The sequence below is a fragment of the Kitasatospora sp. NPDC097691 genome, assembly GCF_040302665.1.
Lineage (GTDB): Bacteria > Actinomycetota > Actinomycetes > Streptomycetales > Streptomycetaceae > Kitasatospora.
Genome location: NZ_JBEORY010000053.1, coordinates 1 through 22706, shown reverse-complemented (window position 1 = coordinate 22706; position 22706 = coordinate 1). Strand labels below are relative to the sequence as shown.

Here is a 22706-nt window from a genome sequence, read left to right as displayed (position 1 = left end):
ACACCCGGTGTCTTTACGAGTGGCACAGGGTGCCACTACCTTGTTACTCACCAGTCGCGGCGCCGCGGCTCCCCACCTCGGCGCGCCGCCGTCCGGTGTTCCCACACCCCGGGAGCAGTGCCAGCACGGCCCGGTCCACCCCGGGCGCCCAGCCTGACCCGACCACCACCCATCTCAGCGAAGCCGGTGTCCGCTCCCGGCTCCCCCAGACGCCCTGTGACCCTCACACAGGTACGCCTTCGGAGGCAGCCATGCAGGAAATCCTCGACGCGATCCTCAGCACCGACAGCACGTCGGCGGACTTCGCGGCGATCAAGCTCCCCGAGTCCTACCGAGCGGTGACGCTCCACAAGGACGAGGAGCAGATGTTCGCGGGCCTCGACAGCCGCGACAAGGACCCCCGCAAGTCCCTTCACCTCGACGAGGTCGCCCTGCCCGAACTGGGCCCCGGCGAGGCCCTGGTGGCCGTCATGGCCAGCTCCGTGAACTACAACACCGTGTGGAGCTCGATCTTCGAGCCGGTCTCCACCTTCGGCTTCCTGGAGCGCTACGGCCGGCTGTCGCCGCTCACCAAGCGCCACGACCTGCCGTACCACGTCCTCGGTTCCGACCTCGCGGGCGTCGTGCTGCGCACCGGCGCGGGCGTCAACTCCTGGAAGCCGGGCGACGAGGTCGTCGCGCACTGCCTCTCGGTCGAGCTGGAGTCCCCGGACGGCCACAACGACACGATGATGGACCCGGAGCAGCGCATCTGGGGCTTCGAGACCAACTTCGGCGGCCTGGCCCAGATCGCACTGGTGAAGACCAACCAGCTGCTGCCCAAGCCGAAGCACCTCACCTGGGAGGAGGCCGCCTCCCCCGGTCTGGTCAACTCCACCGCGTACCGCCAGCTGGTCTCGCGCAACGGCGCCGGCATGAAGCAGGGCGACAACGTGCTGATCTGGGGCGCCAGCGGCGGCCTCGGCTCGTACGCCACCCAGTACGCGCTGGCCGGCGGCGCCACCCCGATCTGCGTGGTCTCCAGCGACGCCAAGGCCGAGATCTGCCGCGCCATGGGCGCCGAGGCGATCATCGACCGCTCCGCCGAGGGCTACAAGTTCTGGAAGGACGAGAACAACCAGGACCCGCGCGAGTGGAAGCGCCTGGGCTCCAGGATCCGCGAGTTCACCGGCGGCGAGGACGTCGACATCGTCTTCGAGCACCCGGGCCGCGAGACCTTCGGCGCCTCGGTGTACGTCACCCGCAAGGGCGGCACCATCGTCACCTGCGCCTCCACCTCCGGCTACATGCACCAGTACGACAACCGCTACCTGTGGATGTCGCTCAAGCGCATCGTCGGCTCGCACTTCGCCAACTACCGCGAGGCCTTCGAGGCCAACCGCCTGGTCGCCAAGGGCAAGATCCACCCGACCCTGTCCAAGGTCTACTCCCTGGAGGAGACCGGCCAGGCCGCCATCGACGTGCACCACAACAAGCACCAGGGCAAGGTCGGCGTGCTCTGCCTGGCCCCCGAGGAGGGCCTCGGCGTGCGTGACCAGGAGTTCCGCGCCAAGCACCTCGACGCCATCAACCGCTTCCGAAACGTGTGAGACGGACCCGATGACCGAGCCCCAGAAGCGCGACCGGCCCTGGCTGATGCGCACCTACGCCGGCCACTCCACCGCGAGCGACTCCAACGCGCTCTACCGGCGGAACCTGGCGAAGGGCCAGACCGGCCTGTCCGTCGCCTTCGACCTGCCGACCCAGACCGGCTACGACTCCGACCACATCCTCGCCCGCGGCGAGGTGGGCCGGGTCGGCGTCCCGGTCGGCCACGTCGGCGACATGCGCACCCTGTTCGACGGCATCCCGCTCGAACAGACCAACACCTCCATGACGATCAACGCCACCGCGATGTGGCTGCTGGCGCTCTACCAGGTGGTCGCCGAGGAGCAGGGCGCCGACATCGCCAAGCTCACCGGCACCACCCAGAACGACATCGTCAAGGAGTACCTGTCGCGCGGGACGCACGTCTTCCCGCCCGGCCCGTCGGTGCGGCTGATCACCGACATGATCGCCTACACGGTCGGCAACATCCCCAAGTGGAACCCGATCAACATCTGCAGCTACCACCTGCAGGAGGCCGGGGCCACGCCCGTCCAGGAGATCGCGTACGCGATGTGCACCGCCATCTCGGTGCTCGACGCCGTCCGCGACTCCGGCCAGGTGCCCGCCGAGCGGATGGGCGACGTAGTCGCCCGGATCTCCTTCTTCGTGAACGCCGGCGTGCGCTTCGTCGAGGAGATGTGCAAGATGCGCGCCTTCGCCCAGCTCTGGGAGAAGGTCACCCTGGAGCGCTACGGCGTGACGGACCCCAAGCAGCGGCGCTTCCGCTACGGCGTCCAGGTCAACTCCCTCGGCCTGACCGAGGCCCAGCCGGAGAACAACGTCCAGCGGATCGTCCTGGAGATGCTGGCCGTCACCCTCTCCAAGGACGCCCGCGCCCGGGCCGTCCAGCTGCCCGCCTGGAACGAGGCGCTCGGCCTGCCCCGCCCGTGGGACCAGCAGTGGTCGCTGCGGATCCAGCAGGTGCTGGCGTACGAGTCGGACCTGCTGGAGTACGGCGACATCTTCAACGGCTCCGAGGTGATCGAGACCAAGACCGCCGCGCTGCTGGCCGGCGCGGAGGCGGAGATCGCCAAGGTGCTGGAGATGGGCGGGGTGATCCCGGCCGTCGAGTCCGGCTACCTGAAGTCCAACCTGGTCGCCTCGCACGCGGCCCGCCGGGCCCGGATCGAGTCCGGCGAGGACAAGATCGTCGGGGTCAACTGCTTCGACACCACCGAGCCGAGCCCGCTCACCGCCGACCTCGACACCGCGATCATGGTGGTCGACCCGGCCTCGGAACGGTCCGTGCTCGCCGCCCTGGAGGCCTGGCGCGGACAGCGCGACGAGGCCGCCGCCCAGACCTCGCTGGCCGAGCTCAAGGCCGTCGCCGCCACCGAGGCCAACCTGATGCCGGCCACGCTCGCCTGCGCCCGGGCCGGCGTCACCACCGGCGAGTGGTCCTTCGCCCTGCGCGAGGTCTTCGGCGAGTACCGCGCCCCCACCGGCGTCGGCGGCGCGCCCGTCGCGGTCGCCGCCGAGCCCGGCGGGGAGCTGGAGCAGGTCCGTGCCGCGGTCGCCGCGACCGCCGAGGAGCTGGGTGCCGGAAAGCTGCGCCTGCTGGTCGGCAAGCCCGGCCTGGACGGGCACTCCAACGGCGCCGAGCAGATCGCCGTCCGGGCCCGCGACGCCGGGTTCGAGGTGGTCTACCAGGGCATCCGGCTGACCCCGGAGCAGATCGTCTCCGCCGCCGTCGCGGAGGACGTCCACTGCGTGGGTCTGTCGATCCTCTCCGGCGCGCACTGCGAGCTGGTGCCCGACGTCCTGAAGCGCCTGAACCGCGCCGGGGTGCAGGATGTCCCGGTGATCGTGGGTGGCATCATCCCGGCAGCGGACGGCGAGGCCCTCAAGGCCGCCGGCGTCGCCGCCGTGTTCACCCCGAAGGACTTCGGCATCACGACCATCATCGGCCGGATCGTGGACGAGATCCGGCTGGCCAACAAGCTCCAGCCGTGGACGCCCGCACCGACCGCGGCCACGAACTGACCAGCTGACCAGCTGACCACTGGGAAGGAACCGAACCACCCTCATGAGCAACGTGAACCGTCTTCGCCCGCGCCGCTCCTGCCTCGCCGTACCGGGCAGCAACCCGCGCTTCCTGGAGAAGGCCCAGGGCCTGCCCGCCGACCAGGTCTTCCTCGACCTGGAGGACGCCTGCGCCCCGCTGGCCAAGGAGGGCGCCCGCCACACCATCGTCGACGCGCTGAACAACGGCGACTGGGGCAACAAGACCAAGGTCGTCCGGGTCAACGACTGGACCACCCACTGGACCTACCGCGACGTGATCACCGTCGTCGAGGGCGCCGGCCCCAACCTCGACTGCATCATGCTGCCGAAGGTCCAGGACGCCGAGCAGGTCAGGGCGCTCGACCTGCTGCTCACCCAGATCGAGAAGACCATGGGCTTCGAGGTCGGCAAGATCGGCATCGAGGCGCAGATCGAGAACGCCAAGGGCCTGATCAACGTCGACGCCATCGCCGAGGCCTCGCCCCGGCTGGAGACCATCATCTTCGGCCCCGCCGACTTCATGGCCTCCATCAACATGAAGTCCCTGGTCGTCGGCGAGCAGCCGCCCGGCTACCCGGCCGACGCGTACCACTACATCCTGATGCGCATCCTGATGGCCGCCCGCGCCAACGACCTGCAGGCGATCGACGGCCCCTACCTGCAGATCCGCAACCAGGAGGGCTACCGCGAGGTCGCCGGCCGCTCCGCCGCCCTCGGCTTCGACGGCAAGTGGGTGCTGCACCCGGACCAGGTCGCCGCCGCGAACGAGATCTTCTCGCCCTCGCAGGAGGACTACGACCACGCCGAGCTGATCCTCGACGCCTACGACTACTGCACCTCCGAGGCCGGCGGCGCCAAGGGCTCCGCGATGCTCGGCGACGAGATGATCGACGAGGCCAGCCGCAAGATGGCCCTGGTCATCGCCGGCAAGGGCCGGGCCGCGGGCATGGAGCGCACCACCAAGTTCGAGATCCCGGAAAGCTGAGGGCCTGAGCCATGCAGTTCGGACGCACCTACGAGGAGTTCGAGGTCGGCGCGGTCTACAAGCACTGGCCCGGCAAGACGGTCACCGAGTACGACGACCACCTCTTCTGCCTCCTCACCATGAACCACCACCCCCTCCACATGGACACCAACTATGCGGAGAAGACGACGGACTTCGGCAAGAACGTCGTGGTGGGCAACTACATCTACTCGCTGCTGCTCGGCATGTCCGTCCCGGACGTCTCCGGCAAGGCGATCGCCAACCTGGAGATCGAGTCGCTGCGCCACGTCGCGCCGACCTTCCACGGCGACACCCTCTACGGCGAGACCACCGTGCTCGACAAGTGGCCGTCCAAGTCCAAGGACGACCGCGGCATCGTCTACGTCGAGACCAAGGGGTACAAGCAGGACGGCACGGTCGTCTGCATCTTCCGCCGCAAGGTGATGGTGCCGACCGAGACGTACATCAAGGAGCGCGGCGGCGAGCAGCCCGGCCGCCCCACCCCGCTCTCGTAGCCACTCCCCCCTCTCCTCACGGAGACCGTGGAACCCCGGAGGGGCAGGCCGCCGTCATCGGCCGACCCCCACCCGGTAACGGGGGCCCTGCTGCCACGCCGGCAGGGCCCCCGCAATCCCCCCCCCGCCTTCTTCAGACATTTCGGAGCCGCACGATGGGACGCCTCGCACAGACCGACGGCCTCACCGAGATCCAGCGGGACATCCTCGCCACCGTGCGGGATTTCGTCGACAAGGAGATCATTCCGGTCGCGACCGAGCTGGAGCACAAGGACGAGTACCCGACCGCCATCGTCGAGGGCATGAAGCAGCTCGGCCTCTTCGGGCTCACCATCCCCGAGGAGTACGGCGGCCTCGGCGAGTCGCTGCTCACCTACGCCCTGGTGGTCGAGGAGATCGCCCGCGGCTGGATGTCGGTCTCCGGCATCGTCAACACCCACTTCATCGTGGCGCACATGATCAACGCCCACGGCACCCAGGAGCAGAAGGACTACTTCCTGCCGAGGATGGCGGCCGGCGAGATCCGCGGCGCCTTCTCGATGTCCGAGCCCGGCCTCGGCTCCGACGTTTCGGCCATCTCCACCAAGGGCGTCAAGGACGGCGATTTCTACGTCCTCAACGGCCAGAAGATGTGGCTCACCAACGGCGGCACCTCCACCCTCGTCGCGGTCCTCTGCAAGACCGACGAGGGCGGCAACACGCCGTACAAGAACATGACCACCTTCCTGATCGAGAAGGAGGCCGGTTTCGGCCCGAACCCCAGGGTTCCCGGCCTGACCGTGCCCGGCAAGATCGAGAAGATGGGCTACAAGGGCGTCGACACCACCGAGCTGGTGCTGCAGGACGTCCGGATCCCGGCCGACCGCATCCTCGGCGGCGTCCCGGGGCGCGGCTTCTACCAGATGATGGACGGCGTCGAGGTCGGCCGCGTCAACGTCGCCGCCCGCGGCTGCGGCGTCGCCCGCCGCGCCTTCGAGCTGGGCATCTCCTACGCCCAGCAGCGCTCCACCTTCGGCAAGAAGATCGCCGAGCACCAGGCCATCCAGTTCAAGCTCGCCGAGATGGCCACCAAGGTCGAGGCCGCCCACCAGATGATGGTCATGGCCGCCCGCAAGAAGGACAGCGGCGAGCGCAACGACCTCGAAGCCGGCATGGCCAAGTACCTCGCCTCCGAGTACTGCAAGGAGGTCGTCGAGGACGCGTTCCGCATCCACGGCGGCTACGGCTTCTCCAAGGAGTACGAGATCGAGCGCCTCTACCGCGAGGCCCCGATGCTGCTCATCGGTGAAGGTACTGCGGAGATCCAGAAGATGATCGTCGGACGTCGGCTCCTGGAGGAGTACCGGATCGCCGAGTGATCCCCGGGCCGTCCGACGACCGACCGCGTCGCCGGACGGCCCCCTCGAACCGCCGGTCGACGGGCGTGCGGGCCCGTCCCGGCGGAGCGCCGTGCCCCGTCACGGGCCCGGCCTGGTCCGCCTGGGTCCGGCACGGCCCTCCGGAAGCGGCCGTAGGGCGTACAGCTGCAACAACGCGCCCTGCGGCCGCTTCCGCACACCTTCTTCCGGCCGCCACGCCCGTTTCCCCGCCGTGGTTCGATCGGGGCACCCGCTGAGACAAGTCTCACCAGCCGCGTCAGGTCCCTTGGGAACCGGACCGGGTCGAGCTACGGTCGTAGAGGTGGGACGCGCACACGCGCTCCCACCGGACACATGAACGAGCAGGCGGGTTGCCCACCCACCGTGTGCTCCCGATAGCATCCACCGGGACAGCAAGCCGTCCCTCTATTACCGATTCCGCGGTGGCCCCCGTCCAGCGGCCATGATCCCCCGCGACAAAGGTCTTCGATGCCCATCAGCCCGTCCCCTCACACCTCCGTCCCGGACCGCGATGCCCTCGCAGCCCCGACGTCCGGTCGGCGACCCCGCGTGACCATCGCGCGCGGAGCCACCCCCTGGTTCGTCCCCACCCTCGCCACGGCCGCCGTGACCACCGCCCTCACCCGGCGCAGCGGCAAGTGGGCCCTGGCGGCGGTACCCGCCTGTGCACTCAGCGCGGGCATGCTGTGGTTCTTCCGCGACCCCGAGCGTGAGGTCGGCACGGGCAGAGTGATCTCCCCCGCCGACGGCGTGGTGCAGAGCATCGACGCCTGGCCGGACGGCCGCACCCGGGTCGCGATCTTCATGAGCCCGCTCAACGTCCACGTCAACCGCGCCCCCCTGCCGGGCACGGTGACGTCGGTCGAGCACGTCGCGGGCGGCTTCGTCCCCGCGTTCAACAAGGACAGCGACCAGAACGAGCGGGTCGTCTGGCACTTCGACACCGAACTCGGCGACATCGAGATGGTCCAGATCGCGGGGGCCGTGGCCCGCCGCATCGTGCCGTACGTGGCCGCCGGAACCAAGGTCGAGCAGGGCGACCGGATCGGCCTGATCCGGTTCGGGTCCCGGGTCGACACCTACCTGCCGGCCGGCGTCGAGGTCGGCGTCGAGGTCGGCCAGAAGACCACAGCCGGGGTGACGCGCCTTGACCGTGACTGAACCTGAGACAATCGTCGGCCTGGACGACGAGGAGACGGCCCTGCGCCGCCGCCGCTGGGCGCGCGACCGCGAGCTGCGCGCCCCGCGCTCTCCCCAGCACCTGTCCACCGCCGACTTCCTGACCCTGGGGAACGCCGTCTGCGGCTTCCTGGCGATCTACTCGATCACCACCGGGGTCCTCGTCCCGCACATCACCAACCCGGACGCCGCTCCGGACCGGCACAGCGCCGCCACCGCGGTCACGCTGCTGCTGATCGGCTCGATGTGCGACCTCTTCGACGGCCTGGTGGCGCGCAAGCTGCGCTCCTCCGCCCTCGGAGCGGAACTGGACAACCTGGCGGACCTGATCAGCTTCGGCATCGCGCCGGCCTACTTCGTCGCGGTCTGGGGCATGGTCTCCCAGGGCTCCAACAGCAAGCTCTCGGCGCTCATCGCGATCACCGTGCTGCTCGCGGTCGTACTGCGGCTGGCCCGCTTCTCGGCCGTCAAGATGCGGCCCGGGGTGTTCCAGGGCATGCCCTGCCCGATGGGCGCGATGACGGTCATCGCCATCGTGCTGCTCGACCCGCCGTTCCTGCCCGGTCTGCTCGCCATCTTCGGCGCCGCGTACCTGATGGTCAGCCGGATCGAGTACCCGAAGCCGCAGGGGCTGCTCGCCACCGCCACGCTCTGCTGGATCGTGGTCTCCATCGGCTGCCTGGCCGCCTGGGCCACCGGCCTGCCCGGCGGCGACGCGCTGATGCACGTCGGCGCGTTCGCCCAGATCACGCTCGCCGCGATGGCGCCGCTGCTGGTCATCCGCCGCAAGGTGGGCCAGAAGGTCGGCGACGTCCGCGCCCGGCGGGCGGAGTCGCGGCTCGGCTGAGGCCGCTCGACCGTCGCATGTGGAAGGGCCCGGAACCGATCGGTTCCGGGCCCTTCCGCATGCTCCGCGGCCCGCGGGCGCTACGGGGTCACGCGCCGCCGGTGTGGACGCTGAAGGCCGAGCGGCGGGCCGCCCGCGCCACGCCCGGGTCCGGGTGCACGCCCGAGACCGCCGTCAGCACCGAGGCGGCCCGCGGGTGCCCGGACTGCCGGGCCCGCGCGAACAGCCGCACCGGGTCGCCCGCCGAGGCGCCCTCGACGTGGCCCACCAGCAGCTCCGTCTCGCCGTGGTCGAGCACCGCCGCCGCCGTGTCCACCCAGAGCCAGGCCGCGTCGTCCGCGCCCAGCACGTCCGCCGGGGCGACCCCGTCGTCCGCGCGCTCCGCCAGCCACAGCAGCGCGTACGGGCGCAGCACCGGCTCGTCCACCGCCGCCCGCACGGCCTGCTCGGCCGGCCCGCCGGCCACCCGCAGCGCCTCGAAGGCCAGCCCGCGCACCAGCGCGTCGTCGCCCTGCGCCGCGTCCAGCAGCTCGGCCACCGCACGGTCCGCCGGACGGGCCGCGACCCAGGCGCGGTACTCGGCGCGGGCCGGGCCCGGCGAGTAGTCCGCGCAGGCGTTCAGCAGCTCGAAGGCGCTCTGCTCGATGTGCCCGGCCGCCGTCTGCGCGACCGTGCAGATCTCCTCCAGCTTCGCCCGCACCGCCCAGTGACCGAGCGGCGACAGCTCGGCCGCATCGTTCCTGCGCGTCAGCGCGCCGACGGCCGCCAGGCCGTCCAGCATCCAGTCCAGGACCGCGGCCACGTCCGAGGGCGCGGCCGGGGTGTCGATCTGCGGCTCCCGGCAGGTGCCGCGGACCGCGGACACCGCGGAGGCCGCGTGCGGCACCGGCGACAGGCCGGGACCGCCGGCCCCGCCGCCGACCCGGCGCTCGTCCAGACCGCGGCGCAGCAGCTCCAGCAGCTCGCTCTCGGCCACCGGGCCGTCCACCAGGTGCAGGAAGGACAGCAGCTGCGGAGCCTGGTCCACGGCCTGCCCGGCCAGCACGGCGAACACCCCGCGCAGCGCGGCGGGCGGCACCGGGGCGAGCAGGGTCCAGGCGTCGAAGAGCGCCGACCAGCCGCGCACCACGGCCTCGTCGTCGTGCTCCCAGGCGTGCAGGCGCCAGCCGGGGCCGGCCCCCGCGTCCCGGGCCTCCACCAGGCCCACCAGGAGCGCCTGCCCCCAGGCCTTGGCGGCGGCGCCGACCGTCATGGCCAGCGCCCGGCCGGCCGCGCGGGCGTCGTCCGGGAGCAGCTCGCCGCGCTTGTCGACCTCCTCCAGCTCCCCGGCCCAGCGGGCGATCCGGACGGCGTCCACCAGCATCCGGCGGGCCAGCGGCGCCAGCTCGGCGGGTGCCGGGAAGCCCTCCGGCACGGGAACCCGGCCCCGCCCGGGCGCCGGAGCGGGCCCTCGTCGCCGGGGTACGCCGTTGCGGGGTACAGCCGCCCCGCTCGGCCTTCCACCGGCTGGCCGGTGGGCCGTACCGGGGAGACGGGTCACCGTCGCACCGGTACCGATCGGAGGCGGGAGCGGGGCATCACGGTCGCGCGGGTTCCGAGACGTCACGTCGAGCAGTCTTCCCCTTGTACCGGCCTTCTGTCACATCCGGTTGTCCGTACGACCGGGCGACCGGCGGCGGCACCTCCGCAAGATCGGGCAACAGAGGCAAACCGCCTGGCCGGAAACGTGTGGCCTGCCCATGCCAGGTGAGCCGAGGCGGTTGCTGCACCCGTTCGGATGGTCACCGTGTGTCACAATCGGGGTGGTGGGCAGGGGCCACGATGTGCCCCTGGCTGCACGGCGATCGCGACGATCGACGCCGCGGCCCTCGACGCCCGGCGGAGCTGTCCAGCCCGGATCCGGACGGATGGCCGGCGGATCGGGCCGATCATGGCACGCGAGAAGTCGACCGGCCCGACTTCTTGCGCCACGCGGCCCCGTGCCCGGTGCCAGTCCCCGGCCCCCGGCCCCCGGCCCCGGCGCCCGGCCCCGGCCCTGGCCCTCGGCCCCCGCCCTTCGGTCAGAGCAGCGGGGTGAGCCAGCGGCGGAGTAGTTCGGTGTAGTGGTCGGGAGTGGTGTTCCACAGGGTGGCGTGGTCGGCGCCGGGGAAGATCTGGAGGTTGACCACGTCGGGGCGGGCGGCGGCGAGGCGTTCGGCGCTGCCGAACGGGGAGACCCGGTCGTCCGGACTGTGCAGGAGCAGGGTGGGGACGCGCAGGTCGGTGCCCTCGGCGATGCGGGAGAAGTCGGCGAGGTCGACCCCGGTGCGGCCCCGGGCGGCGAGGACGCCGAGTTCGGCGGCGGCGCCGCGGAAGCCGAGCCGTTCGGCGTCGCGGCGGGCGGTGGCCGGCAGGTCGAGGACCGGCGAGTCGAGGATCAGGCCGCTGATGGCGTGGGCCCAGGCCGAGCGGGCCGCCGTCTGCAGGACCATCGTGGCGCCGACCGACCAGCCGTAGAGGATCACCCGGCTCGCGCCGTTGTCGAGCGCCAGCCGTACCGCCGCCTCGACGTCCCGCCACTCGGTCTCGCCGAAGTGGCTGTACCCGTCCGGGGAGGCCGGGGCGCCCTCGTCGCCGCGGTAGGTGACGGCGAGGACGGGCAGGCCGAAGCGGTCGAGGACGGGCAGCACCGGAAGGGTCTGCTGGCGGTCGGTCTCGGGGCCGTGGACGAGGATCACCCAGGTGCCGCGCTTGCCGTCGAGGTGCCAGGCGGGGAGCGCACCGAGTTCCCCGTCGACGGAGGTGTCGGTGTGGGCGAGGCCGAGTGCCCGGGTGGGGTCGCCCAGGTGGACGCGGGGGGTGAAGCGGACCTCGGTGCCGGGGGTGAGCGTGCCCTGGTCGGCACGGACCAGCCGGCGGGTGACGCCCTGCTCGTCGCTGTGCAGGACGTCCTCGACGACGGCGTGGCCGTTGTCGCCCCACTCGACCGCCCAGCGGCCGGGACGCAGGCTCTCGGGGCCGCGGGTGAAGGTGACCCGCCCCGCGCCGAGGCTCCGGACCACGACCGGCCCGGCCTCCCGGACGGCGGTCACCGGGCGGACCATTCGCTCGGAAGCCCGACGGCCGATCACCAGGACGACGGCCCCGGTTCCGACGGCGGCGGCCGCCACGACGGCAGCGGTTCCCCAGCGCATATCGTTCCCCGCTCTGTTGGTCTCGGACCGGACGGTGTTCGTACACCAGTCCACCGGCGCCCCGCCCACCCGGCCACCGGACTGACCCGTCCGGGTCACGGCCCCCGGATCCGCTGTCGGAGGATCGACTGCCTCTCCTGCTACGAGTTCGGCCCGGTGGCGCTCGCGGTGGCGAGGAGGTGCCAGAAGCGGGGGGTGAGGGAGTCGGTGGCCGGGGGTGGGGCGGTGCGGGCGGTGGCGCCCCAATGGGTGGGGACGTGGTGTTCCTGGTGGAGGGCGGCGAGGGCCTCGGCGAGGGTGTCGGCGGGGGCGGGGACGATGCGGGCGAGGGCGCGGAGGTGGGGCTGCCAGCGGCCGGTGACGCACTGGCGGAGGAGGTGGTCGAGGGCCTCCCGGCGGCCGGTGGCCTCGACGAGTTCGGGCAGGTCGAGGCCGAGGACCTCGGCGAGGGCGCGGGTCTGCTCCTCGTCGCCGTCCCAGCGGTCGGTCAGTTCGGCCTGCCGGTAGGAGTCGAGGGTGGTGCCGGTGCGCTCGGCGACGGCCGCCTGGCCGAGTTCGCGGGCGACGCGGTGGTCGCGCAGCCGGACCGGGCGGGGGTCCATCAGCTGGGCGGCGGGGCACCAGAGGGCGCGGGCGAGGGCGATGAACTCCGGTTCGCTGGGCCGGAGCTCGCCGTCCTCCCAGGCGAGGACGTGGGCGGGCAGCAGCCGCACGCCGTGTGCGGCCAGGCCCTCGGCGACCTGCTCGGGGGTGAGGCCGAGGGCGGCCCGGTGGGCGCGGGCGGCCGCGGGTGAGAACGGCACCGGCGGCGGGGCGGCGGGGGGCTTTCTGCGACGCATGCCACCGAACGCTAGGCGCGGACCACGGCGCGGCCCCAGCAACCGAACCCACGAAGCGGCCGACCGGGGGGCGGTGCCGCGCTGGGCGATCCCACAGCTCGTCGGCCGGTGTCCCGTGTGACCAACCCCTCCGTGACCTCGGTTGACTCCCGGTTCGGCCGCGTGATGGGATCCTGGGGCCAATCGGAGGCATGGAGAGGAAGCCGGTGCGAGTCCGGCGCGGTCCCGCCACTGTCACCGGGGAGCACGCCCGGATTCTCGCCACGGCGGGCCGTCAGAAGCCGCTGGAAGGCCCCGGGGGTGCGTCCGACCCGGAAGCCAGGAGACTCTCGCCCCCGCTACGTCGATCCAGGGCGCGGACCCTGAGTGAGGACACGCACGCGATGCAGGCTGCCCCGCCCGGCCGGACCCCGAGCTGCCTTCCGCCGAGTTGTCTCCCGGTGAGTTGCCGCCCGGTGGGTTGCCTTCCGGCGTGCGGCCGGTGACCGTCCGTCCTGCCGCCGACCGCCCCTGGGGCCGAGCCGCCGCGTTCGCGGTGGGCGCCGTGGCGGGCTACGCCGCCGACGCCCGCTTCGCGGACCCGCGCCGGGGCCACCCGGTGGCCGTCTTCGGCAGCGCCGCCACCCGGCTGGAGCGGCGGCTGTGGCGCGACGACCGTACGGCCGGGGCCGGGTACACGGCGCTGTGCGTGGGCGCGGTCGCGGCGGGCGCGCTCGCCCTGGACCGTACCGTCGGCCGGCGCCCGCTGGGCCGGGCCGCGCTGGCGGCGGCCGCGACCTGGACCGTGCTCGGCGGCACCTCGCTGACCCGGGAGGCCCGCACCATCGGCCGCTCGCTGCGGCACGGCGACCTGCGGGCCGCGCGGGAGCGGCTGCCGCACCTGTGCGGGCGGGACCCGAGCGGGCTGGACGAGCAGCAGATCGCCCGCGCGGTGGTCGAGTCGGTGGCCGAGAACACCGCCGACGCCGTGGTGAACGCGCTCGCCTGGGGCGCCCTGGCGGGCACGCCCGGGCTGCTGGCCTTCCGCGCGGTGAACACCCTGGACGCCATGGTGGGCCACCGCTCGCCGCGCTACGCCCGGTTCGGCTGGGCCTCGGCCCGGCTGGACGACCTGGCGGGCTGGCCCGGCGCCCGGCTGACGGCCCTGCTGACGGTGGCCGCCGCCCCGCAGCCGCGGACGGCCTGGCGGGTCTGGCGGCGCGACGGCTCCTCGCACCCGAGCCCGAACGCCGGTCAGGCGGAGTCGGCGTTCGCCGGCGCGGTGGGCGTACGGCTGGGCGGGACGCTGCAGTACGGCGAGCGCGTCGAGCACCGGCCGGTGCTGGGCGCGGAGCTGCGGCCGGTGACGGTGGACGACATCGAACGGGCCTGCACGCTCTCCCAGCGGGTGGGCGCGCTGGCTCTGGGTACGACGGTCGCGGGGCACGTCCTGCTGCGCGCGCTCCGCGGGAAGAGGGGAAGGGCATGACGAACGCGCTGCTGGTCGCCGGGACGACCTCGGACGCGGGCAAGAGCGTGGTCACGGCCGGCATCTGCCGCTGGCTGGCCCGCCAGGGCGTGCGGGTCGCGCCGTTCAAGGCACAGAACATGTCGTTGAACTCCTTCGTCACCGCCGACGGCGCCGAGATCGGACGCGCCCAGGCGATGCAGGCGCAGGCCGCCCGGGTGGAGCCGGAGGCGGCGATGAACCCGGTGCTGCTGAAGCCCGGCGCGGACGGCCGCAGCCAGGTGGTGCTGCTGGGCAAGCCGGTCGCCGAGGTGGGCGCGCTGGACTACCGCGAGCGCAAGCCCGTCCTGCTGGAGCGCGCCCTGGAGTGCCTGGCCGATCTGCGCCGCCGCTACGAGGTGGTCGTCTGCGAGGGCGCAGGATCGCCCGCCGAGATCAACCTGCGTGACCGCGACATCGCCAACATGGGCCTGGCCACGGCCGCCGGGCTGCCGGTGGTGGTGGTCGGGGACATCGACCGGGGCGGCGTGTTCGCGGCGATGTACGGGACGCTGGCGCTGCTGTCGGCGGAGGACCAGCGGCACGTGGCGGGCTGGTTCGTCAACAAGTTCCGCGGCGACGCGCGGCTCCTCGCGCCCGGGCTGGAGATGCTGCACGAGCTGACCGGCCGTCCGGTGCTGGGCACCCTGCCGATGCTGCCCGGGCTGTGGCTGGACGCCGAGGACTCGCTGGACCTGTCGACCGTGGTGGACCGGGTCGACGGGCGCGGGCCGCTCGGGGCGGACGTGCTGCGGGTGGCCGTGGTGCGCTTCCCCCGGCTGTCCAACTTCACCGACGTGGACGCGCTGGCGCAGGAGCCCGGCGTCCTGGTGCGCTGGGCCACCAGGCCGGAGGAGCTGGCCGACGCCGACCTGGTGGTGCTGCCCGGCACCCGGGCCACCGTGGCGGACCTCGCCTGGCTGCGCGAGCGCGGCCTGGAGCCGGCGCTGAAGGCGCGGGCGGCGGCCGGGCTGCCGATCCTCGGGGTGTGCGGCGGCTACCAGATGCTGGCGCGCGGGATCGTCGACGAGGTGGAGTCCAAGGCGGGCGCCGTCGACGGGCTCGGCCTGCTGCCGACGCAGGTGCGCTTCGGCGTCGAGAAGGTGCTGGCGCGGCCGGTCGGCGAGGCGTACGGGCAGCGGGTCGTGGGCTACGAGATCCACCACGGGGTGGTGACCGTGGAGGGCGGCGAAGCGTTCGTCTCCGATGGCCAGGGGCGGAGCCTGGACGGGTGCCGGGTGGGACCGGTCTGGGGCACCACCTGGCACGGCGCGCTGGAGAACGACGGCTTCCGCCGCGAACTCCTGCGCGAGGTCGCCGACCTGGCCGGGCGGGCGTTCGTGCCGGCGCCGGACATCTCGTTCGCCGAGGCGCGCGAGGCCCGGCTGGACCGGCTGGGCGACCTGATCGAGGAACACGCGGACACCGACGCGCTGTGGAAGCTGATCGAGGGCGGGGTGCCGGCGGCCGGATCGCTGCCGTTCCTGGCGCCCGGGGCACCTGGGAGTGACGCATGACTGACGTCCGCTATCCGTTCACCGCGATCGTCGGCATGGCCGACCTGCGGCTCGGGCTGCTGCTGAACGCGGTCTCCCCGGCCGTGGGCGGCGTGCTGGTGCGCGGCGAGAAGGGCACCGCGAAGTCGACCATGGTGCGCGCGCTGGCCGGCCTGCTGCCGTCCATCGCCGCCGTGGACGGCTGCCGCTTCTCCTGCGACCCGGCCGCGCCCGACCCGCAGTGCCCGGACGGGCCGCACTCCGCCACCGGGAGCCACGAACGGCCTTCCCAGCTGGTCGAGTTGCCGGTCGGCGTGGCCGAGGACCGGATCGTCGGCTCGCTCGACCTGGAGCGCGCGCTGGCCGAGGGCGTCAAGGCCTACGAGCCGGGGCTGCTCGCCAAGGCTCACCGCGGCGTGCTCTACATCGACGAGGTGAACCTGCTCCAGGACCACGTGGTGGACCTGCTGCTGGACGCCGCCGCGATGGGCCGCTCGTACGTCGAGCGCGAGGGCGTGTCGGTGCGGCACGCGGCCCGCTTCCTGCTGGTCGGCACGATGAACCCGGAGGAGGGCGAGCTGCGGCCGCAGCTGCTCGACCGGTTCGGTCTGACCGTCGAGATCGCCGCCACCCGGGACCCGGCCGAGCGGGCCGAGGTGGTCCGGCGCCGGCTCGCGTACGACGCGGACCCGGCCGGCTTCGCCACGCGGTTCGCCGAGGAGGAGCGAGAGCTCGCCGAACGCATCACCGCCGCCCGGGAGTTGCTCCCCAAGGTCGAGCTCACCGATGTGGCGCTTCGTCAGATCACCGCCGTGTGCGCCGCGTTCGAGGTCGACGGCCTGCGCGCCGACATCGTGATGGCCCGCACGGCCGTCGCGCTGGCCGCCTGGGACGGTCGCACCGAGGTACTGGAGGAGGACGTCCGCATGGCCGCCCGGCTGGCGCTGCCGCACCGGCGTCGCCGCAACCCCTTCGACGCTCCGGGACTGGACGAGGAGCAGCTGGAGCGGACGTTGGAGGAGCACTCCCAGGGCGACGACGACCCGGAGCCCGAGGGTGACGGCCCGGGCCCGGGGGGCGGCCCCGAGGGCGGTCCCGACGGTGGCGGCCCGGACGGCGGCGGGGCGCCCGAGCCGTCCGCCGACGGTGCGCCGGAGGCGCCCGCGACGGACGGAGCGGACGGCTCCGACGGACCGGAGCAGCCGCAGCAGCCCGTCCCGGCCCAACACCCCTCCCCCGCCCGGGAGTCGGCGCCGGCGGCGGCCGGGGACCCGTACCGGACCAAGCTGTTCACCGTCCGCGGCACCGGCCACGGCGCCCAGGGCCGCCGCTCCCCCGCCGAGACCACCGGCGGCCACACCATCCGCGCCCGCCGTCCGCAGGGCGCGCTCGGCCGGCTTCACCTGACCGCGACCCTGCAGGCCGCCGCGCCGCACCAGGTGGCGCGCGGGCGCAGCGGCCGGGCACTGGTGGTGCAGAAGGACGACTTCCGCGAACAGGTGCGCCAGGGGCGGGAGTCCAACCTGGTGCTGTTCGTGGTCGACGCCTCGGGATCGATGGCCGCCCGGCAGCGGATGACCGCCGTCAAGGGCGCCGTGCTGTCCCTGCTGATGGACGCCTACCAGCGGCGCGACAAGATCGGCATGATCACCTTCCGCGGCGCCGGCGCCGAGCTGGCGCTGCCGCCCACCTCCTCCGTGGAGGTCGGCGCGGCCCGGCTGGAGTCGCTGCCCACCGGCGGGCGGACCCCGCTGGCCGAGGGCCTGCTGCGGGCCCACGAGGTGCTGCGGGTCGAGCGGCTGCGCGACCCGAGCCGCCGCCCGCTGCTGGTCGTGGTGACCGACGGCCGGGCCACCGGCGGGCGCGACGCGCTCGCCCGCTCGCACCGCGCGGCCGCGCTGTTCGCGGCGCAGGGCACGGCGAGCGTGGTGCTGGACTGCGAGTCCGGCCCGGTCCGGCTGGGCCTGGCCCGCACCCTGGCCGGGCAGCTCGGCGGCGCCGCCGTCAGCCTGGACGAGCTGCGCGCCGAGGGCGTGGCCTCGCTCGTCCGCGAGAACCGTCCCACGACCGTCCGCGACAACCGCGCGACCACCCTGCGAAAGGCGGCCTGACCCATGCCCAAGGGCGTCCCCGAGAGCGTTCCCGACGACGGCATGACGACCCGTCAGCGCCGCACGCTGCCGATCACCGCCGTGCACACCGGCCCCGGCAAGGGCAAGTCCACGGCCGCGTTCGGCATGGCGCTGCGGGCCTGGAACCAGGGCTGGTCGGTCGGGGTGTTCCAGTTCGTGAAGTCCGCCAAGTGGAAGGTCGGCGAGGAGAACGCGCTGCGCGTGCTCGGCGCCTCCGGCGAGGGCGGCACCGTCGACTGGCACAAGATGGGCTCCGGCTGGTCCTGGATCCAGCGCTCCGCCGAGCAGGAGATGTCCAGCGAGGAGGCGGCCAAGGAGGGCTGGGAGCAGGTCAAGCGCGACCTCGCGGCCGAGACCTACCGCTTCTACGTGCTCGACGAGTTCACCTACCCGATGCACTGGGGGTGGATCGACGCCGACGAGGTGGTCGCCGTACTCAAGGACCGCCCGGGCAGCCAGCACGTCGTCATCACCGGCCGGTACGCCCCCGAGGCACTGACCGACTTCGCCGACCTGGTCACCGAGATGACCAAAAGCAAGCACCCCATGGACGCCGGCCGCAAGGGCCAGCGCGGCATCGAGTGGTAGATCGAGTGGTGGACCGTTGAGCACCATCCCCCGCGTCGTCGTCGCCGCGCCCTCCTCCGGCGCCGGCAAGACCACCGTCGCCACCGGCCTGATCGCGGCGCTCGCCGCGCGCGGGCTGGCGGTGTCGCCGCACAAGGTCGGCCCGGACTACATCGACCCGGGCTACCACGCGCTCGCCGCCGGGCGCCCGGGCCGCAACCTGGACGCCTTCCTGTGCGGTCCGGAGCGGATCGCACCGCTGTTCCTGCACGGCGCGGCGGGGGCGGACGTCGCCGTCGTCGAAGGCGTCATGGGCCTGTTCGACGGGGCCTCCGGCCGCGGGGAGCTGGCGTCCACCGCGCACGTCTCCAAGCTGCTGCGGGCCCCGGTGGTGCTGGTGGTGGACGGCTCCTCGCAGTCCCGCTCGGTGGCCGCGCTGGTGCACGGCTTCGCCTCCTGGGACCCGCAGGTACGGCTCGCCGGGGTGATCCTCAACCGGGTCGCCTCCGACCGGCACGAGCACCTGCTGCGCGAGGCCCTGGAGGAGGGCTCCGGCGTGCCGGTGCTGGGCGCGCTGCGCCGCTCGGCGGCGGTCGCCACGCCGTCCCGCCACCTGGGGCTGATCCCGGCGGTGGAGCGCTCGGCGGAGGCGCTGAAGGCGGTCGCCGACATGGGCGACCTGGTCGCCTCCTCCGTCGACCTGGACGCAGTGCTGGAACTCGCCCGTACCGCGCCCGAGTTGGACGCCGAGCCGTGGGACCCGTCGACCGAGGTCACCCCGGTGGCCGGGCGGCCGCGGATCGCGGTGGCGGGCGGCGCGGCGTTCTCCTTCTCGTACGCCGAGAACGCCGAACTGCTCGACGCGGCAGGGGCGGAGGTGGTCCCGTTCGACCCGCTGCACGCCACGGCGCTGCCGGCCGGGACGTCCGGGCTGGTCATCGGCGGCGGCTTCCCGGAGCTGTACGTACGGGAGTTGAGCGGGAACACCGCACTGCGCTCGGCCATTGCCGCGTTCGCCGCCTCGGGCGGGCCGATCGCCGCCGAGTGCGCCGGACTGCTGTACCTGGGGCGGGAGTTGGACGGTCTGCCGATGTGCGGCGTGCTGGCCACCGGCGCCCGGATGACCGAACGCCTCACCCTCGGCTACCGGGAGGCCGTCGCCCTGCACGACTCGCCGCTCGCACCGGCCGGCTCCCGGGTGCGCGGGCACGAGTTCCACCGGACGGTGTGCGAACCGGGTGCGGGCGAACACCCCGCCTGGGGCTGGCACTTGCCGACCGGGCCGCGCACGGAGGGCTTCGCCGGGGGCAATGTGCACGCCTCCTACCTGCACCTGCACTGGGCGGGGGCGCCCGCGCTGGCGTCGTCCTTCGCCGCCGCGGCGGCCGCCCACGGCGGCACCCGGTAGGCGCCCCGTCCGCAGGCACCCCGCAGGCACCCCGCCGGCACCCCAGTAGGATCCGCTCATGCATGTGATCGTGCTCAACGGCGGCTCCAGCTCCGGCAAGTCGAGCATCGCCCGCCGGCTGCAGGAGCTGCTGCCCGAGCCGTGGCTGCACCTCGGCGCGGACACCATGGTCGACGCACTGCCGCCCGCCCTGCGCGACGGCGGCGAGGGCATCGGCGGCCTGGACGGCGGGGACGGGACGGTCGAGGTCGGGACGGCCTTCGCCCGGCTGGACGCCGCGTGGACGATCGGGGTGGCAGCGATGGCCCGGGCCGGCGCCCGGATCCTGGTGGACGAGGTGTTCCTCGGCACCACCGCCTCGCAGGCCCGTTGGCGGGCCGCGCTGGAAGGCCTGGACGTGCTCTGGGTCGGCGTGCGCTGCGACCCGGCGGTGGCCGCGGCCCGGGAGGCCGCGCGCGGCGACCGGGTCGCCGGGATGGCCGCCGCGCAGGCGGAGGCGGTGCACGCGGGGGTCGCGTACGACCTGGTGGTGGACAACTCGCGGGCCTCCGCCGAGGAGTGCGCCCGAACCATCGCCGCGCGGGTCGGCGCGGCGTAGGGCGTCACGGGGCAGGCCGTCACGGGGCAGGTTGTCGCCGGGCGGGCGGCGCGTCCGTCCGGTGGCACCGGGTCACTCCCGGTCGAGCAGCGAGGCGAGGTAGCGCGCCGTCTCGTCGCGAGGAGCGGTTTGCCGCTGCTTCGCGGCGCGTACGGCCGGAAAGCCGTCAGGCGCCGCTCCCGAAGGTGCCGTTGCCGAAGGTGCCGCCGTCGAAAGCGCTGCCACCGAACGCCCCGCGCAGGACGTCGGCGCGGTGGCAGGCGGCGCAGCGGAGGCGGGTGTAGATCGCCACCGGGCCCATGAAGACGTCCTCGCGGCCGTCGGCCGGGGACGCGGAGGCGGCGGGCCCTCCGCAGTCCAGGCAGGGGCGGTGGGGGCGGGCGGCGACGGAACAGGCCCGGCAGATCAGGTGGGTGGGGTGCTCGGCGTGCACGACGACGGGCTGGGGGCCGCCGTCGAGCAGGTGGTCGCACCAGGTGCAGGACTCGTCCGCCTGCGACGCCAGCATCCGGGCCCGGGTCTCCCGCTGCCAGCGGGCGGCCTGCTGCAGCGGGACGGTCACCGGCGGGCCCCACCCGGCGGCGGTGAGCCACTGTGCGCCCTCCGCGCCGGCCGCCCGCAGCTGGTCGCGGACGGCGATGTCCCTGGGCGTCCTGTCCTTCATCGGGCCACTCCTCCGGTGCGGTTCCGCAGGGTCCGCGGGTGCGGGCTCCGCCCCGGTCAACGAAGCCGGGCGGCCCCTGGACACGCCCGGCCGCCGGGGCTCAGCCGAGGAGCGGCTCGGTGTCGCCGTGCGCGACGAGGAGCTTGCGCAGCAGGCTGTCGAGCTGGGCCTGCTCGTCGTCGTCGAGTGCGGCGAGGATGCGCTCCTCGTTGCGGACGTGGCCGGCCAGGGCGCCGTCGATCAGGTCCTTGCCCGCCGGGGTGAGGCGGATCAGGACGGCGCGGCGGTCGTCCGGGCAGGGGTTGCGCTCGACCAGGCCCTTGGCGCTCAGCCGGTCGACCCGGTTGGTGATGGCGCCGGAGGTGACCATGGCGGCCTTGAGGAGGGCGCGGGCGTTGAGCTCGTAGGGCGCGCCGGAGCGGCGCAGGGTGGCCAGGACGTCGAACTCGGAGGAGTCCAGGCCGCACGAGGTGAAGTACTCGCGCAGGGCGTTGTCGACGCGGACGTTGAACCGCCTCAGCCGGCCGATCAGGCCCATGGCCCCCGAGTTCAGATCGGGACGGGTCCTCGCCCACTGCTCGACGATGTCGTCGACGGTGTCGCGCTGCTGCATGGTCTGCCGCCTTCCTTGCTCTGCTCCCGGGAGACCTCCGGGGACTCCCACCCGAATATCTTAACCTTCACATACTTGACGTTCACCTACCGCGGCGCGTAGAACTTATCTCAACGTTCAGATAATCAACGTTGAGGGGATGGCCGTCATGGACCGCAAGCGCGCAGGAATCGCCGCCACCGCCGCACTCGCCCCGGCCGCCTGGGGCACGACCTACCTGGTCACCACCCAGCTGCTGCCCGAAGGCCGCCCGCTGCTGCTCGCCGCGCTGCGCGCCCTGCCCGCCGGGCTGCTGCTGCTGGCGATCGGCCGCAAACTGCCCAGGGGGCGCTGGTGGGGGCGGGCGGCAGTACTGGGGATGCTCAACATCGGGCTGTTCTTCCCACTCATGTTCGTCGGCGCATACCGCCTGCCCGGAGGGGTCGCGGCGACCATCGGGGCGATCCAGCCGCTGCTCGTCGCCGGGTTCTCGATCGGCGTGCTCGGCGTACGGCCCGGACGGCGCACTCTCTTCGCCGGACTGGTCGGGGTCGCCGGGGTCGCACTCCTGGTGCTCAAGAGCGGCGCCCGGCTGGACGGCATCGGGATCGCCGCGATGGTCCTCGGGATCGCGCTGATGGCCATGGGCACGGTCCTCACCCGCCGCTGGGGCCGCCCCGAGGGCGCCTCCCTGACCGACCTCACCGCGTGGCAACTGCTCGCCGGCTCGGTCTTCCTGGTCCCGCTCGCGGCGTTCGTCGAGGGCGCGCCGCCCGCGCTGAGCGCCGCCAACCTGGCCGGCTTCGCCTACCTCGGCCTGTTCAGCACCGCGCTCGGCTACGTCCTGTGGTTCCGCGGCATCGCCCACCTCGGCGCCGGCCCCGCCTCCTTCCTCGGCCTGATCAACCCCGTCGTCGCCACCATCGGCGGCCTCGTCGTCCTCGGACAGACCCTCGCCGGCTGGCAGATCCTCGGCCTCCTCCTCGCCCTCGGCGCCCTGGTCGTGGGCCAGGCCCCCGCCCGCAGGACCACCGCCCCGGCCCCGGCTCCCGCCCCGGTCCCCGCCGCCGCGCCGGCGCCGGCGCCGGCCCGGGTCCCCGCCCCCACCCACAGACCGGGCCAGAAAGGAAGAGCACACGTCTGAAAACCAGTCACACCACCGAAGATATCGTATGACGTCTTGTGGTGGAAAATT

Annotated in this window: 19 protein-coding genes and 1 riboswitch; of the genes, 14 read left to right on the top strand and 5 right to left on the bottom strand. The window is 73.5% G+C overall.

Translation table 11 applies throughout. The annotated features are described in order from the left end of the window. Positions 1-251: 251 nt before the first annotated feature. From ccrA to ABTY56_RS29090, 7 genes are all read left to right on the top strand, one after another. The gene (gene ccrA / locus ABTY56_RS29120) at positions 252-1589 is read left to right on the top strand and encodes a crotonyl-CoA carboxylase/reductase (RefSeq protein WP_350632231.1); all 1338 of its coding nucleotides are present in this window, start codon (positions 252-254) and stop codon (positions 1587-1589) included. A 10-nt stretch (positions 1590-1599) separates the two neighbouring features. Next, positions 1600-3630 carry an ethylmalonyl-CoA mutase gene (locus ABTY56_RS29115; protein WP_350632229.1) on the top strand — a complete coding sequence of 677 codons (2031 nt, stop codon included), beginning with the start codon at positions 1600-1602 and terminating at the stop codon, positions 3628-3630. 43 nt (positions 3631-3673) lie between these two features. Further along, entirely contained in the window at positions 3674-4636 is a 963-nt protein-coding gene (locus tag ABTY56_RS29110; protein WP_350632228.1) for an HpcH/HpaI aldolase/citrate lyase family protein, read from the top strand. Positions 4637-4647: 11 nt separating this feature from the next. Continuing rightward, positions 4648-5151, top strand: a complete 504-nt coding sequence (locus ABTY56_RS29105) for a MaoC family dehydratase (RefSeq protein WP_350632226.1) — start codon at positions 4648-4650, stop codon at positions 5149-5151. Between the two features lie 155 nt (positions 5152-5306). Continuing rightward, entirely contained in the window at positions 5307-6509 is a 1203-nt protein-coding gene (locus ABTY56_RS29100; protein ID WP_350632224.1) for an acyl-CoA dehydrogenase family protein, read from the top strand. A 489-nt stretch (positions 6510-6998) separates the two neighbouring features. Then, the gene (locus ABTY56_RS29095) at positions 6999-7691 is read left to right on the top strand and encodes a phosphatidylserine decarboxylase (protein WP_350525310.1); all 693 of its coding nucleotides are present in this window, start codon (positions 6999-7001) and stop codon (positions 7689-7691) included. Next, the gene (locus ABTY56_RS29090; protein WP_502893209.1) at positions 7678-8556 is read left to right on the top strand and encodes a CDP-alcohol phosphatidyltransferase family protein; all 879 of its coding nucleotides are present in this window, start codon (positions 7678-7680) and stop codon (positions 8554-8556) included. The genes ABTY56_RS29095 and ABTY56_RS29090 overlap by 14 nt, the downstream gene beginning before the upstream one ends. 88 nt (positions 8557-8644) lie before the next feature. Here ABTY56_RS29090 and ABTY56_RS29085 read toward each other — a convergent pair whose 3' ends face one another. The 3 genes from ABTY56_RS29085 to ABTY56_RS29075 all read right to left on the bottom strand — a co-directional run bounded on the left by ABTY56_RS29085 (position 8645) and on the right by ABTY56_RS29075 (position 12568). Next, positions 8645-9970 (bottom strand): hypothetical protein, encoded by a 1326-nt coding sequence (locus ABTY56_RS29085; protein WP_350632222.1) that lies wholly within the window; start codon positions 9968-9970, stop codon positions 8645-8647. A 646-nt stretch (positions 9971-10616) separates the two neighbouring features. Next, complete coding sequence (locus ABTY56_RS29080) at positions 10617-11729, bottom strand: alpha/beta hydrolase (protein WP_350632220.1); 1113 nt, start codon at positions 11727-11729, stop codon at positions 10617-10619. A 140-nt stretch (positions 11730-11869) separates the two neighbouring features. Further along, positions 11870-12568 (bottom strand): helix-turn-helix domain-containing protein, encoded by a 699-nt coding sequence (locus ABTY56_RS29075; RefSeq protein WP_350632219.1) that lies wholly within the window; start codon positions 12566-12568, stop codon positions 11870-11872. Between the two features lie 197 nt (positions 12569-12765). Beyond that, positions 12766-12896, top strand: a riboswitch (cobalamin riboswitch). 153 nt (positions 12897-13049) lie between these two features. On the opposite strand from ABTY56_RS29075, the gene ABTY56_RS29070 reads away from it, so the two are divergent. The 6 genes from ABTY56_RS29070 (at position 13050) to cpt (ending at position 20255) form a co-directional block, all read left to right on the top strand. Beyond that, entirely contained in the window at positions 13050-14036 is a 987-nt protein-coding gene (locus ABTY56_RS29070; protein WP_350632217.1) for a cobalamin biosynthesis protein, read from the top strand. Beyond that, positions 14033-15571: a cobyric acid synthase gene (locus tag ABTY56_RS29065; RefSeq protein WP_350632215.1), complete on the top strand. Its 1539-nt coding sequence runs from the start codon at positions 14033-14035 to the stop codon at positions 15569-15571. Before ABTY56_RS29070 ends, ABTY56_RS29065 begins: the two co-directional genes overlap by 4 nt. Continuing rightward, a complete protein-coding gene (locus ABTY56_RS29060; protein WP_350632214.1) occupies positions 15568-17661 on the top strand; it encodes a putative cobaltochelatase in 2094 nt (697 codons plus the stop codon). The genes ABTY56_RS29065 and ABTY56_RS29060 overlap by 4 nt, the downstream gene beginning before the upstream one ends. 3 nt (positions 17662-17664) lie before the next feature. Continuing rightward, positions 17665-18270 (top strand): cob(I)yrinic acid a,c-diamide adenosyltransferase, encoded by a 606-nt coding sequence (cobO, locus tag ABTY56_RS29055; protein WP_350632212.1) that lies wholly within the window; start codon positions 17665-17667, stop codon positions 18268-18270. A gap of 16 nt (positions 18271-18286) precedes the next feature. After that, positions 18287-19657 (top strand): cobyrinic acid a,c-diamide synthase CobB, encoded by a 1371-nt coding sequence (locus ABTY56_RS29050; RefSeq protein WP_350632210.1) that lies wholly within the window; start codon positions 18287-18289, stop codon positions 19655-19657. 64 nt (positions 19658-19721) lie between these two features. Then, the gene (gene cpt, locus ABTY56_RS29045) at positions 19722-20255 is read left to right on the top strand and encodes a chloramphenicol phosphotransferase CPT (protein WP_350632297.1); all 534 of its coding nucleotides are present in this window, start codon (positions 19722-19724) and stop codon (positions 20253-20255) included. A gap of 166 nt (positions 20256-20421) precedes the next feature. On the opposite strand, the gene ABTY56_RS29040 is transcribed toward cpt, so the two are convergent. Both ABTY56_RS29040 and ABTY56_RS29035 read right to left on the bottom strand, forming a co-directional pair. Next, entirely contained in the window at positions 20422-20919 is a 498-nt protein-coding gene (locus ABTY56_RS29040) for a hypothetical protein (RefSeq protein ID WP_350632209.1), read from the bottom strand. A 100-nt stretch (positions 20920-21019) separates the two neighbouring features. Beyond that, the gene (locus ABTY56_RS29035) at positions 21020-21532 is read right to left on the bottom strand and encodes a MarR family winged helix-turn-helix transcriptional regulator (RefSeq protein ID WP_350632207.1); all 513 of its coding nucleotides are present in this window, start codon (positions 21530-21532) and stop codon (positions 21020-21022) included. A gap of 148 nt (positions 21533-21680) precedes the next feature. Between ABTY56_RS29035 and ABTY56_RS29030 the strand changes: the two genes are divergently transcribed. After that, positions 21681-22655, top strand: coding sequence for an EamA family transporter (locus tag ABTY56_RS29030; protein WP_350632205.1), 975 nt, complete (start codon positions 21681-21683; stop codon positions 22653-22655). Positions 22656-22706: the final 51 nt, after the last annotated feature.